The organism is Pyxidicoccus fallax, assembly GCF_012933655.1.
Taxonomy (GTDB): domain Bacteria; phylum Myxococcota; class Myxococcia; order Myxococcales; family Myxococcaceae; genus Myxococcus; species Myxococcus fallax.
In genome coordinates this window covers 1-12,310 of sequence record NZ_JABBJJ010000360.1, presented here as the reverse complement: position 1 = coordinate 12,310, position 12,310 = coordinate 1, and the positions used below count along the sequence as shown (strand labels likewise).

The window sequence follows — 12,310 nt, the reverse complement described above, 5'->3', positions numbered from 1 at the left end:
GTATAAGAGACAGGCTTCCGCCTTCGCGGGTGGCGGCGCTGGCGGTGCCTCCGCCTTCGCCGCCGGTGGTGGCTCCGGGGCCGGGGGTTGGGACGCGGGTTCCTGTGGTGGTTCCTTGTTCTTCTTCCCGCCGAAGAGGTCGCTCCAGAAGCCCATGGCTACATTCCTCGCTCGCGCATGACCGCCTCCACCTTCGCCACGTCCTCGGGGACATCCACCGCCACGGTGCGCCAGGATACCTGCGCGCAGCGGATGGTGATGCCGTTCTCCAGCGCGCGGAGTTGCTCCAGCTTCTCCGCCTCCTCCAGCGGCGTGGGGGCGAGGCCCGCCAGCGACAGCAGCACGTCGCGGCGGTAGCCGTAGAGGCCGATGTGGCCCCAGCGCTTCACCGGCGTGCCTGGCTCGCGCACGAAGGGCACGAGGCTGCGGCTGAAGTAGAGCGCGTCTCCGTTGAGCGCGAGCACCGCCTTCACCACGTTGGGACTGGCCGCCTCGTCCGGCTCCAGCGGCCGCACCAGCGTGCCCATGCGCACGGTGGCGTCCGCGAAGAGGCCCGACAGCACCTTCAGCGCGGCCGGGTCGACGAGCGGCTCGTCGCCCTGCACGTTCACCCAGACGTCCACGTCGGGACGCCCGCGCGCCACCTCCGCCACGCGGTCCGTGCCGGTGGCGCAGTCCGGGCTCGTCATCACCGCCCGGCCGCCGAAGCCCTCCACCGTGGCGCGGATTCGCTCGTCGTCCGTGGCCACCCACACTTCGTGAAAGGCGTTGGCTTCCTGGCAGCGGCGCCACACGTGCTCAATCATCGGCCGGCCGGCGATGAGGGCGAGCGGCTTGCCCGGGAAGCGGGTGCTGGCATGACGGGCGGGGATGACGGCGACAGTCTTGGACGCGGACATGACACGCCCCGTCTATCAGATTCAGGACGCATCTTTGCCACCCGCTGGAACGCCCACCTTCAACCACTAGTCACCTGGGAGGCAGTGCCTAGCTTCGCTGTCGACATGAAGAAGGTCATCCATATCGTCGGCGCGCGCCCCAATTTCATGAAGGTGGCCCCCATCTACAAGGCCATCGCGGCGCGCACGTCGCTCCAGCAAATCCTCGTCCACACCGGCCAGCACTACGACGTCAAGATGAGTGACGTCTTCTTCACGGACCTGGGCCTGCCGGCTCCGGACGTGCACCTGGGCATCGGCTCGGGCAGCCACGCGCAGCAGACCGCGCGGATGATGGTGGAGCTGGAGAAGGTCTTCCTGGAGCACCAGCCGGACCTCGTCTCCGTCGTGGGCGACGTGAACAGCACCATCGCCGCCGCGCTGGTGACGTCGAAGCTGGCCATTCCGCTGGCCCACGTGGAGGCGGGACTGCGCAGCTACGTCCAGCACCAGCCGGAGGAGGTCAACCGCGTCGTCACCGACCGGCTGTCCGACCTGCTGCTGACGCCCTCGCGCGACGCGGACGCCAACCTCCTCAAGGAGGGCGCCGACCCGGCCCGCATCCACTTCGTGGGCAACGTGATGATTGATTCGCTCCTCGCCTCGAAGGAGAAGGCGGAGCGGTTGTCCACCCTGAAGGACCTGGGTCTCAGCCCGCGCGGCTACGCGGTGTGCACGCTGCACCGGCCCTCCAACGTGGACGACCCGCGCATCCTGGGCGGCCTGCTGTCCGCCGTGGCCCACGTGTCCACGCGCCTGCCCGTCATCTTCCCGGTGCACCCGCGCACGCGGAAGATGATTGCCGAGCAGGGCCTGAGCCACTGGTTCGAGCGTCACCCGAACCTGCGTCCCGTGGACCCCATGGGGCACATGGAGTTCGTCGGGCTCACCTCGCAGGCGAAGCTCATCCTCACGGACTCGGGCGGCCTCCAGGAGGAGACCACCGCGCTGGGCGTGCCGTGCCTCACCCTGCGCGAGCAGACCGAGCGCCCCATCACCGTGGAGGAGGGCACCAACGAGGTCGTCGGCACCGACCCGGACCGCATCCGCCAGGCCGCGGACCGCGTCCTCGACGGCCAGTTCAAGAAGGGCCGCATCCCGGAGCTGTGGGACGGCCGCGCCAGCGAGCGCATCGCGGACCTGTTCGCGCGCTACCTGCGCGTGGAGGAGACTTCGCTCCGCGCCGCTTCGGCGTGACCGGGAGCGGGGGGCCTGGCCGACGGGGTGAAGGAGCTCTCCGCTTCGCGCCGTACGCCCGGTAAGCGGGGCAGGCGACCGGAATGGAGGTTCCATTCCGCGCGACACCGTCCCCGAGCTGCCCGGTAGCGGAGGTAGACAACCGGAATGGAGGTTCCGCTCCGCGCGGCACCGTTCCCGAGCTGCCTCCCGGTAACTGAGGCGGGCAACCGGAATGGAGGTTCCGCTCCGCGCTGCGCGGTTCCGAGCGGCCTCACCGTAGAGCGGGGCAACCGGAATGGAAGTTCCGTTCCGCGCGGCACTGTCCCGAGCTGCCTCACCGTAGAGCGGGGCAACCGGAATGGAAGTTCCGTTCCGCGTGGCACTGTCCCGAGCTGCCTCACCGTAGAGCGGAGCAACCGGAATGGAAGTTCCGTTCCGCGTGGCGCCCTCATCCCAGGCTGCACTCTCGCCAGGGGGCAGGGCGACCGGAATGGAAGTTCCGTTCCGCGTGGCGCCCTCATCCCAGGCTGCACTCTCGCCAGGGGGCAGGGCGACCGGAATGGAGGTTCCATTCCGCACGGCGCCCTCGTCCCGGGCTGCCCTTCCGCAGGCGGCGGGGAACCGGAATGGAGGTTCCATTCCGCACGGCGTCGTCCCGGGCGACCTCTCCGACGGGCACATGCCGCCTCCCTTCCGGGGGAACGGGGTGGTGCCCGTTTCGTCATGTGAGGTGCGAGCAGGCTTGCGGACTGTGCGACGGGGCCGGGCGTGTTAGAGCGCGCGGAAGGCCCATGCACAGCGCGCAGGAGAAACCCACCGCCCCCGAGACGGACGAAGCCCCCGACGGCTACGTCGACATCCCCTTCGTGGTGGAGCCCAACTATGCCGGCTGGCGGCTGGACGAGTACCTCGCCCAGAAGATCCGCCGGATGCCCCGCGAGCGCCTCCAGGGCATCATCCGCCGCGGCGTCCTCTGCGACGAGCGCCGCCTCAAGCCATCCACGCCCGTGTACCCGGGCCTCGCCTTCCGCCTGCGCCGCCGCGCCAGCGAGGAGCCCGAGACGCCCACCGCGCTGCCCGTGGTGTTCCAGGACGACTGGCTGCTGGTGCTCGACAAGCCGGCGGGCCTGCCCATCCACCCCTCGGCGCGCTACCACAAGGGCACCCTCGTCACGCTCCTGCGCGAGCGCTTCGGCGAGCGCTTCGCCGAGCCCGCGCATCGCCTGGACCGCGAGACGAGTGGCCTCGTCGTCTGCGGCCGCACCACCGCGTCCTGCCGCGTGCTGGGCCGCCTCTTCGTGTCGCGCGACGTGCACAAGGAGTACCTCGCCCTCTGCGAGGGACACCCGCCCGAGGATTCCTTCGTCGTGGACGCGCCCATCGCCGAGGGCACCGAGCTGATCCGCATCGCCGTCCGCATCGACCCCGTCGAGGGCAAGGAGAGCCGCACCCGCTTCCAGGTGCTCCAGCGCTTCACGCGCGACGGCGAGCCCTTCTCACTGCTGCGCTGCTTCCCCGAGACGGGACGGCAGCATCAGATCCGCATCCACCTGCGCGAGGCGGGCTTCCCGCTCGTGGGGGACAAGATGTACGGGCCGGACCCGGGATACTTCGACCGCTTCAGCAAGCACTGCCTGGAGCCCGAGGCGTGGACCCGGCTGCGCCTGCCCCGGCACGCGCTGCACGCCGCGCGCATCGTCTTCCCGCACCCGGGCACGGGTGAGTCCGTCGTGTTCGAGGCGCCCCTGCCCGCCGACCTCACCGACTTCATCGAGGGCAGGCCGCTGTCCACCGCGCGGCCCGAGCCGGACGCCGCCTGAGCGCCCGCGTCAGTCGTCGAAGTTCACCCAGCTCTCGACGGTGCCCCGCGGATTGAAGCGGACCAGGAGCGTCGAACCCATGACGTATAAGGGCACCGGGCTGTACTCCCACAGCTCGCTGTCTGCGCCGCGGTTCGAGACCCACGTGGGGTCGCCCAGGAGCGCACGGACCTCGTCTCTGCTCCTGCCCTCCAGCTTCGCCTCGCGGGCCTTGTCGCCCAGGCGCACGAGCTCTCCCGTGTGCAGCGGCTCCACCAGCATCCAGTTCGTGCCGGGGCAGCACACCAGCAGGAAGGAGAGGACGAAGCCGCGGATGCCCCACCGGCGCAGGGCCCGCTCCTTCGACGTGGCCAGCCACGTGGTGAGGAGTACCGGCACCAGGATGTTCCCCGCGATGACCACCGCCGGGAGCAGGTTGATGTTCCAGTAGAGGCCGTCGTGCGCCATGCCGCCATCCTGACAGCGCCGGGTGCCAACCTGACAGCCACGGCCCTTCGCATCCGGGGGCGATTGAGGGCCACCCCGCGCGGCGACAGGCTCCCCGCATGGCCCCCACCATCCGCACCGAGCGGCTCCTGCTCCGCCCCTTCGAGCCCGCCGACGAGGAGACGCTGTTCCAGCTCTGGAACGATGCCGACGTGCGCCGCTTCCTCTGGGACGACCAGCCCGTCTCCCGCGAGACGGTGCGCGAGCAGATCGCCCAGAGCCAGAAGGACTTCCGCGAGGAGCGCTTCGGCCTCTTCCTCATCTCGCGCGCCGAGGAGCCCGGCACCGTCATCGGCGCCGCGGGGCTCTTCCGGTTCGCCGACGCGGATTGGGTGGACCTCGTCTACGCGCTGCGCCCGGCGGCCTGGGGGCAGGGGCTGGCCACGGAGGCGGCCCGCGCCGTGCTCCGCTTCGCCTTCGAGGTCGTGGGACTGGACGAGGTCCTCGCCGGCACGGACCTGGGCAACGTGGCGTCGCAGCGGGTCATCGAGCGGCTCGGCATGACGGACGAGCACGAGCGCGTCGTGGGCCCCAACAAGGTCCTCGCCCGCTACCGGCGCCTGCGACGACAGGACTTCGTCGCGGGGCCGGGGCGCTTCACGCTGGTGGAGCCACCGGACTCCTGAGGCCGGAAACGACAGAGGCCCCCGACCCGGAGAGGGCAGGGGGCCTCGAGCGTGAAGCGCGGAAGCTCAGGCGGTGAGCTTGGTGACCTCGGCGTCCTTCGCGCCGCCGAAGTCGCCGATGAGGTACTCGCCCGAGAAGCACGCGGTGCAGAAGCTGCCGCGCTCGGGGTCTCCCACCGCACGGCCCAGGCCGTCCAGCGTGATGTAGCCAAGCGAGTCCGCCGTGACGTACTTCGCGATCTCCTCGGCGGTGTGCGTGGCCGCGATGAGTTCCTGCCGGCTCGGCGTGTCGATGCCGTAGTAGCAGGGCCACTTCGTCGGCGGCGACGAGATGCGCAGGTGCACCTCCACCGCGCCCGCGGCCTTGATCATCTTGACGATCTTCCGGCTCGTGGTGCCGCGGACGATGGAGTCGTCCACCACCACCACGCGCTTGCCCTTGAGCACCTGCCGCACCGCCGACAGCTTCAGCTTCACGCCGAAGTGACGGATGGACTGCTGCGGCTCGATGAAGGTGCGGCCCACGTAGTGGCTGCGGATGAGGCCCACGTCATACGGAATCCCGCTCTGCTGCGAGAAGCCGATGGCCGCCGCCACGCCCGAGTCCGGCACCGCGATGACCAGGTCCGCCTCCGCCGGGTGCTCGATGGCCAGCTGCCGGCCCATCTGCTTGCGCACCTCGTACACGCTGTTGCCGAACACCGAGGAGTCCGGACGCGCGAAGTACACGTGCTCGAAGATGCAGCGGGCCAGCCGCGGCGGCTCCACCAGCGGCTTGCTGGTGCGCATGACGCCGTTCTCGATGACGAGCAGCTCGCCCGGCTCCAGCTCGCGCACCAGGTCCGCCTCGATGAGGTCCAGCGCCGTCGTCTCGCTGGCGAGCACGTACGCGCCTTCCTTCATCCGCCCCAGCACCAGCGGCCGGATGCCGTGCGGGTCTCTCACCGCGACGAGCTTGTTCTCCGTCAGCACCAGCAGGCTGTACGCGCCCTTCACCCGGCGCAGCGCCTCCACGAGCTTCTGCTCGAAGGTGGGCTGCTTGGAGCGCGCCAGCAGGTGGAGGATGACCTCCGTGTCCGCGTCCGACTGGAAGATGGCGCCGTCGGCCTCGAGCTGTTCCTTCAGCTCGGCCGCGTTCACCAGATTCCCATTGTGCGCGATGGCGCACTGGCCGCCCGCGTACTGCACGAAGAGCGGCTGCGCGTTCTTCAGCGCGCTGCCTCCCGCCGTGGAGTAGCGCACGTGCCCGATTGCCGCCTGACCAGGCAGGTTGGCGAGCGTCGGCGCGTCGAAGATGTCCGCGACCAGCCCCATCTGCCGGTGCGCCCGGAGGAGGTTGCCGTCAGTGGACACGATGCCCGCGGACTCCTGCCCACGGTGCTGAAGGGCGTGCAGTCCCAGGTACGTCAGGTTGGAGGCCTCGGCGTGCCCCACGATTCCAAAGATGCCGCACATGGCGCGCTGCCTTACTCCTTTCGGGCGGTGAGCGGAACAGGAACGCATGCCCCGTTGGTGGGTATTCCACCCGCCGCCGGGGTCGGCACATGTGGGCGATCCGTGCTCCCGGGGCGCTACATCTGCGGGTACTCTGGCCCGCGCGATGCTCTCCCTGAGAAAGGTTCCCTGGCGTTCCTTGATTCCCCTGATGCTGCTCACCGCGGGGGCCGCGTACGCGCTGGCCTCCTGGAACTGGTGCGGCGTCTGGACGGAGCGCGCGCCGGTGCTGCTGTCACAGGTTCGTGGCGAGGGCTCGCTGCGAGCGGGCGCGGCGAAGGTGGCCCTGGCACCTCCCTTCCCCGTGGTGGTGGCGGGCTACTCGCCCCCGCGCCCCGAGGCGGAGCAGGCCGACCCTCCTGTGTACGCGCGCGCGGTGGTGCTGGAGGCGGGCGGGACGCGGGTGGGCCTCGTGTCGCTGGAGCTGCTCTCCGTCACCAGCGAGCTGGTGGCCCGCGTGCGCGAGCAGGCCGCCGCCGCCGGGCTGAAGGACGTGCTGGTGATGGCCACGCACACGCACTCGTCCATTGGAGGCTATGACCGCCGGCTGGTGGCGCAGCTCGTCGGCATCGGCCGGTACCGGCAGGAGTCGGTGGACGCCATCGCCAACGCGGCCGTGGCGGCGCTGACGCAGGCGGCGGGCTCGCTGACGGACGCGACGCTGGAGGTGGGCGCGGTGCGCGAGCAGGGCCTCGTCTACACGCGCAGCGGCGGCACGCCTCCGGATGGGGTGCTGACGCGCGCCGTGCTGCGCGGGCAGGCGGGTCCGGTGGCGGAGCTGCTCGTCTTCGCCGCGCACCCCGCCATGGTGCCGCGCAAGCGCGCGTCCCTGGACCCGGACTACCCCGGCCGGCTGAGCGCGCTGCGGGAGTCGGAGGGCAGCGGCGTGACGCTGACGCTGCAGGGGTCGGCGGGCAATGCGTCGGTGGCCTTCTCGCAGGGACAGGGGCTGGAGCGCGTGGCCGGCTTCGCCCGGGCGCTGGCGGAGCTGGCTGGCAAGGCCTCCCTGTCCCCCGTGGGCGGGCCGGTGCGGCTGTCGCTGGCGCGCGTGGAGGTGGCGATGCCCCGGCCGGACGCGTCGCGGCTGGTACCGTCGCTCACCCGCGCCGCCGGGGACAACCTGCTGTGTGAGTCCGCGCAGCGCGTGGCGGAAGTGGGCGCGCTGGCGCTGGGGCCGCTGGAGCTGGTGACCGTGCCCGGAGAGCCCACGATGGCCGCGGGCCAGGAGCTGGTGCGGCGCACCGGCGCCACGGGCGTGCTGGGCCTGACGGATGGGTACGTGGGCTACGTGGACACGCCCGGCATGGTGAAGGAGGGACGCGGCGAGTCCAAGCGCCAGTACTTCGGGCCCACGCTGCTGGAGCGGCTCACCGTGGCGGCGGAGCTGGCGGCGGGGACGGCGGGCTTCACGCGCTGACGGCCCGCGCGGGGCAACGGCGCGAAGCCTCGGTGCTGGCTGCCCTGGAGTGCGCCCGCGGGTGGGGCTGACGACCGACTCGTTCGGCGCCACCGAGTGATGGCCCGTGGACGGAAGACCTCCGTCTTTCGCCCACGGGGAGGCTCCGCGCGGGTGAAGATGCCGCCGTCCCTTCTTCCCCCGGGAGCCCCATGAGCCAGTCCGACCCCCGCATCACCCTGGAAGTGCGCGGCCACGTCGCCGTCATCGGCATCAACCGTCCCGAGAAGCGCAACGCCTTCGACGTGGGCATGCTGCGCGCGTTCTCCGCGGCCATGACCGAGGCGGACCGGAACCCCGAGGTGCGCTGCATGCTCGTCCACGCCGTGGGCGACCACTTCTCCGCCGGCCTGGACCTGGCCAACGTGGCGCCCGCGCTCAAGCAGGGCGAGGGGCTCGCGCCCAAGGACTCCGTCGACCCGTGGGCCACCCACGGCCTGACGCGGACCAAGCCCCTCGTCGTCGCCGTCCAGGGCCTGTGCCTCACGCTCTCCATCGAGCTGGTGCTCGCCGCGGACATCACCGTGGCCTCCGAGGACGCGCGCTTCGGACAGATTGAAATCAAGCGCGGCATCTTCCCCTTCGGCGGCGCCACCCTCCGCTTCCCGCAGGTGGCCGGCTGGGGCAACGCCATGCGCTGGCTGCTCACCGGCGACGAGTTCGACGCGCGCGAGGCGTACCGCATCGGGCTCGTGCAGGAGGTGGTGGCGCGCGGCCAGCAACTGGAGCGCGCCCTGGCCCTGGCGCAGACGGTGGCGAAGCAGGCGCCCCTGGGCGTGCAGGCGACGCTCGCCTCCGCGCGCCAGACGCTGACCGAGGGCCCCGAGGCCGCCGCCCGGGATTTGCTGCCCCGGCTGCGGCAGCTGAACGACTCGGAGGACGCCGCCGAGGGCGTGCGGTCCTTCATCGAGCGCCGCGAGGGGCGCTTCAGCGGGCGCTGAAGCACGTTCCTGGGAACGGAGCGGGGATGCGGCTAGGGTGCCCGGCAGAGCCATGTACCTGACGCGATTCACCATCGAGAACCTTCGGGCCATCCAGAAGCTGGAGTGGAAGGTCCCGCTCAAACAGGCTCCGGGCTGGCACGTCATCCTGGGGGACAACGGCTCTGGGAAATCCTCCGTCCTGCGCTCCATCGCCCTGGCGCTCGTCGGTCCGTACGAAGCGACGGCGCTGCGGCAGGACTGGGAGAAGTGGAGGCGTGGCAACACGGCCGCCGGGGTCCAGCTGAGCCTGGCCCTGGATGCGCGGTACGACCGGCTCAAGGGCAAGAAGCCGGGAGGCGCGTCCCTGCGCCAGCATGTCGGCATCGTGGCCTGGCGGCACGGCGGACCGCTCGGGTGGTCATGGGGCCCTGGCGCCGAAGGGCGCATCGAATCACCGCTGTGGGAGAGCCGGGAGGGCTGGTTCTCCGCCGCCTTCGGTCCCTTCCGGCGCTTCACGGGAGGGAACGAGGAGTACGAGAAGCTCCTCGATGCCTATCCGCGCCTGGCCCGACACCTCTCCGTCTTCGACGAGAGCGTGGCCCTGACCGAAGGGCTGAAGTGGCTCCAGCAGCTGCAGTTCAAGAAACTGGAGAGGGACCCGGAGGGCCGCCTCCTCGCGCCGCTGATGAAGTTCATCAACCAGCCCGACTTCCTCCCGCACCGGGCCCACCTGGAGAAGATCTCCTCCCGCGAGGTGCTCTTCGTGGACGGCAATGGCTTCCGCGTCCCGGTGGAAGAGCTCAGCGATGGCTACCGCGCCGTGCTGAGCATGACCTTCGAGCTCATCCGCCAGCTCGCGGCGGCCTACGGCCCGAGGAAGGTCTTCAACCCGAAGGACCCCACGCGGGTGGACGTGCCCGGCGTGGTGCTCATCGACGAGGTGGATGCCCACCTGCATCCCACCTGGCAGCGCAAGGTGGGGCTCTGGTTCCGGAAGCACTTCCCGAAGATGCAGTTCATCGTCACGACCCACAGCCCGCTGGTCTGCCAGGCGGCGGAAGAGGGCACGGTGTGGCGGCTTCCCAGGCCCGGCACGGCGGAAGAGGCGCGGCAGGTGACGGGGGTGGAGCTGGAGCGGCTCGTCTACGGCAATGTGCTCGATGCCTACGGCACGGGCGTGTTCGGCGAGGGCATCACCCGCTCCGAGCGCGCGAAGGAGCGGCTGCAGCGCCTGGCCGAGCTGAACATGAAGGAGCTCAAGAAGGGCCTGACGCCCGCCGAGCGGAAGGAGCAGGCGGCCCTGCGCGCGAGCCAGCCCACCGCGGCGATGACCCTTAACGCGTCGGAGGCGCGGGGCAGGGAGTGATTCGGCTGCCCGACATCCCCCTGCCCAGGGCCGCCTCCCGGCAGCTCGCGAGCTGGCAGGCCGAGGTGGATGCGCTCGGGAACCACGCGGCACGGGTGGAAGCCGCGAAGCGCCTCTTCAAGCAGCGCAACACCCGGAAGAACAAGACGTTCGCCGAGGTCCGCCGGGCGTTGACCTCGATGTGCTCGGGCGCCCAGCGCTGCGGGTACTGCGAGGACTCCGCCGCCGACGAGGTCGAGCACATCCGGCCGAAGGACCTCTATCCGGAATGGGTTTTCGCCTGGCGCAACTACCTGTATGCCTGCGGCCCCTGCAACGGGCCGAAGAACAACCAGTTCGCGGTCCTCTCCCGCGCATCGCCGAAGCTCGTGGAGGTCGGCCTCGGGCTGGGGGCGCCCCTGCGGCCTCCCAAGGGCGAGCCCGCGCTCATCGACCCTCGGGGAGAGGACCCGATGGCGTTCCTCGTCCTCGACCTCCAGGGCACCTTCCTGTTCGGGCCGAGCGCCCGGAAGGGCACCCGAGATTACGCGCGAGCCGAGTACACGCTGTGCGTCCTGCGGCTCAACCGGGAGCTGCTCACGGTGGCGCGGGCCGAGGCCTTCAGCGCCTACCGGGCCCGCCTCTCCGAGTACATCACCCAACGTGAGCAGGGGGCCTCGAGGGCCGCGCTGCTGCGGCTCACCCAGGCCATCCAGCTGGCATCACACCCCACGGTCTGGTGGGAGATGAAGCGGTAGCACAAGCACCACCGCGAGCTCCGGGCGCTGTTCCGCGCGGCACCCGAAGCCCTGGAGTGGTAGCCCGCGCGTCCGTCAGAACTTCTCGAACTTCGACTTCTCCTTGCGCTTCTTGAAGAAGAGCGCGGTGCGGCCCAGGAGCTGGGCCAGCTCGGCCTGGGTGCCCTCGGCGATGCGCGCGGCGGCTTCCTGGCGCGTCTCCGGGCCCTCGTTGATCTTCACCTTGATGAGCTCGTGGTCATGCAGCGCCTGCTCGACGGCGGCGATGACACCCTCGGTGACGCCGGACTGACCGACGATGACCACCGGCTCCAGGTGGTGTCCCAGAGCGCGCAGGTGGCGGCGTTGCTTCCCGGTGAGCGGCACGTTCCTCTTCTCCTTGGTTGTTCCCGAATGGGGCCCCCGGCCCCATATCCGGGCGAGGGGGACGCACCCTACTTCTTCTGCGACGCCATGCGGATTTCTCGCTGCGCGTCGATGTGATCTGGCTGAAGCTCCACGGTCCGCTTGAAGTGCTTCAGGGCTCCCGGGGCGTCGCCACACAGCTTGGCAATCACCCCCAGGAAGTAGTGGGCTGGCGCGCAGCGCTCATTGCGCTTGATGGCGTTCTGGATTTCGCGGAACGCCTCCGGCTGCGCCGCCTTCTTGTCCGCCGCCATGAAGAAGCGCGCGTAGCCCCGCCACGCGTAGAACTCGGCCTCCTCCGCGTTCAGCTTGATGGCCTCGTCCAGCATCTTCACGGCCTCGGGGAACTTGCGCGCCTTCACCAGGATGCAGGACTTCTGGAACAGCTCCTCGGCCATGAGGATGGAGTTGACGTCCACCTCCGAGCCGGCACCGCCGCTCTTCAGCTCCTCGATGTAGGCCGCCCGGCTCTTGTCGTCCGTCAGCGTCCGGTACGCATCGCCGATGTACGCGAACACCTCCGCCTTGAGCTTCTCCAGCTCCGGCGGCGCGCCCGGCGGCAGCGTGTCCGGGTGGTACAGCTTCGCCAGCCGGAAGTACGCCACCTTCACCGCGGCCGAGTTCGTCTGCTCCGTCAGCGCCAGCCGCTGGAAGTGGTTCTGCTGCTTCATCGCCGTGGCGAGCTGGCGCAGCGCGGGAATCTCTTCGGCTCCGGGGGCATTCGCGGGCGTGGGCGCGGCGGCGGGCGCCGCGGGACGCTGCGGCGCCTGCGCGCCGGCGGTGACGACGGGCGGCGGCCGGGGCTGCGCGCCACCGGCGGCGGGAGGCGTGGCTCCGGGAGGACGCGCGGCGGGGGCGCGCAGCCCCTGTCTCTTATACA

General features: G+C 70.7%; 12 protein-coding genes. 7 read left to right on the top strand and 5 right to left on the bottom strand.

Annotated features, from left to right (window positions below):
* Positions 1 to 158 precede the first annotated feature (158 nt).
* Complete coding sequence (gene kdsB / locus HG543_RS44565; RefSeq protein ID WP_169351045.1) at positions 159 to 899, bottom strand: 3-deoxy-manno-octulosonate cytidylyltransferase; 741 nt, start codon at positions 897 to 899, stop codon at positions 159 to 161.
* Between the two features lie 105 nt (positions 900 to 1,004).
* Here kdsB and wecB point away from each other — a divergent pair, with 105 nt between their 5' ends.
* Together wecB and HG543_RS44555 are read left to right on the top strand one after the other, a co-directional pair.
* Positions 1,005 to 2,135 carry a non-hydrolyzing UDP-N-acetylglucosamine 2-epimerase gene (gene wecB / locus HG543_RS44560; protein WP_169351046.1) on the top strand — a complete coding sequence of 377 codons (1,131 nt, stop codon included), beginning with the start codon at positions 1,005 to 1,007 and terminating at the stop codon, positions 2,133 to 2,135.
* Positions 2,136 to 2,908: 773 nt separating this feature from the next.
* On the top strand, positions 2,909 to 3,937 hold the full coding sequence (locus tag HG543_RS44555) for an RluA family pseudouridine synthase (RefSeq protein WP_169351044.1): 1,029 nt from the start codon (positions 2,909 to 2,911) through the stop codon (positions 3,935 to 3,937).
* 9 nt (positions 3,938 to 3,946) lie between these two features.
* Here the strand turns inward: HG543_RS44555 and HG543_RS44550 are convergent, their stop codons facing one another.
* Positions 3,947 to 4,384: a hypothetical protein gene (locus tag HG543_RS44550; RefSeq protein WP_169351043.1), complete on the bottom strand. Its 438-nt coding sequence runs from the start codon at positions 4,382 to 4,384 to the stop codon at positions 3,947 to 3,949.
* Between the two features lie 98 nt (positions 4,385 to 4,482).
* Between HG543_RS44550 and HG543_RS44545 the strand changes: the two genes are divergently transcribed.
* Positions 4,483 to 5,049, top strand: coding sequence for a GNAT family N-acetyltransferase (locus HG543_RS44545; RefSeq protein ID WP_169351042.1), 567 nt, complete (start codon positions 4,483 to 4,485; stop codon positions 5,047 to 5,049).
* A gap of 66 nt (positions 5,050 to 5,115) precedes the next feature.
* Here HG543_RS44545 and purF read toward each other — a convergent pair whose 3' ends face one another.
* The gene (gene purF, locus HG543_RS44540) at positions 5,116 to 6,504 is read right to left on the bottom strand and encodes an amidophosphoribosyltransferase (RefSeq protein ID WP_169351041.1); all 1,389 of its coding nucleotides are present in this window, start codon (positions 6,502 to 6,504) and stop codon (positions 5,116 to 5,118) included.
* A gap of 145 nt (positions 6,505 to 6,649) precedes the next feature.
* Here purF and HG543_RS44535 point away from each other — a divergent pair, with 145 nt between their 5' ends.
* The 4 genes from HG543_RS44535 (at position 6,650) to HG543_RS44520 (ending at position 11,025) form a co-directional block, all read left to right on the top strand.
* Entirely contained in the window at positions 6,650 to 7,960 is a 1,311-nt protein-coding gene (locus HG543_RS44535; protein WP_169351040.1) for a neutral/alkaline non-lysosomal ceramidase N-terminal domain-containing protein, read from the top strand.
* A gap of 191 nt (positions 7,961 to 8,151) precedes the next feature.
* Positions 8,152 to 8,940, top strand: a complete 789-nt coding sequence (locus HG543_RS44530) for a crotonase/enoyl-CoA hydratase family protein (protein WP_169351039.1) — start codon at positions 8,152 to 8,154, stop codon at positions 8,938 to 8,940.
* A 52-nt stretch (positions 8,941 to 8,992) separates the two neighbouring features.
* On the top strand, positions 8,993 to 10,288 hold the full coding sequence (locus HG543_RS44525; RefSeq protein WP_169351038.1) for an AAA family ATPase: 1,296 nt from the start codon (positions 8,993 to 8,995) through the stop codon (positions 10,286 to 10,288).
* Complete coding sequence (locus tag HG543_RS44520; RefSeq protein ID WP_211194585.1) at positions 10,285 to 11,025, top strand: HNH endonuclease family protein; 741 nt, start codon at positions 10,285 to 10,287, stop codon at positions 11,023 to 11,025. The genes HG543_RS44525 and HG543_RS44520 overlap by 4 nt, the downstream gene beginning before the upstream one ends.
* Positions 11,026 to 11,100: 75 nt before the next feature.
* Here the strand turns inward: HG543_RS44520 and yhbY are convergent, their stop codons facing one another.
* Together yhbY and HG543_RS44510 are read right to left on the bottom strand one after the other, a co-directional pair.
* Positions 11,101 to 11,391, bottom strand: coding sequence for a ribosome assembly RNA-binding protein YhbY (gene yhbY, locus HG543_RS44515; protein WP_169351037.1), 291 nt, complete (start codon positions 11,389 to 11,391; stop codon positions 11,101 to 11,103).
* A gap of 68 nt (positions 11,392 to 11,459) precedes the next feature.
* A partial coding sequence (locus HG543_RS44510) for a DnaJ domain-containing protein (protein ID WP_169351036.1) occupies positions 11,460 to 12,310 on the bottom strand: 851 nt, incomplete at its 5' end.

Bases quoted from the DNA above. Each gene is read 5' to 3' on its own strand.
- kdsB (WP_169351045.1), bottom strand. From the start codon at position 899: ATGTCCGCGTCCAAGACTGTCGCCGTCATCCCCGCCCGTCATGCCAGC.
- wecB (WP_169351046.1), top strand. From the start codon at position 1,005: ATGAAGAAGGTCATCCATATCGTCGGCGCGCGCCCCAATTTCATGAAG.
- HG543_RS44555 (WP_169351044.1), top strand. From the start codon at position 2,909: ATGCACAGCGCGCAGGAGAAACCCACCGCCCCCGAGACGGACGAAGCC.
- HG543_RS44550 (WP_169351043.1), bottom strand. From the start codon at position 4,384: ATGGCGCACGACGGCCTCTACTGGAACATCAACCTGCTCCCGGCGGTG.
- HG543_RS44545 (WP_169351042.1), top strand. From the start codon at position 4,483: ATGGCCCCCACCATCCGCACCGAGCGGCTCCTGCTCCGCCCCTTCGAG.
- purF (WP_169351041.1), bottom strand. From the start codon at position 6,504: ATGTGCGGCATCTTTGGAATCGTGGGGCACGCCGAGGCCTCCAACCTG.
- HG543_RS44535 (WP_169351040.1), top strand. From the start codon at position 6,650: ATGCTCTCCCTGAGAAAGGTTCCCTGGCGTTCCTTGATTCCCCTGATG.
- HG543_RS44530 (WP_169351039.1), top strand. From the start codon at position 8,152: ATGAGCCAGTCCGACCCCCGCATCACCCTGGAAGTGCGCGGCCACGTC.
- HG543_RS44525 (WP_169351038.1), top strand. From the start codon at position 8,993: ATGTACCTGACGCGATTCACCATCGAGAACCTTCGGGCCATCCAGAAG.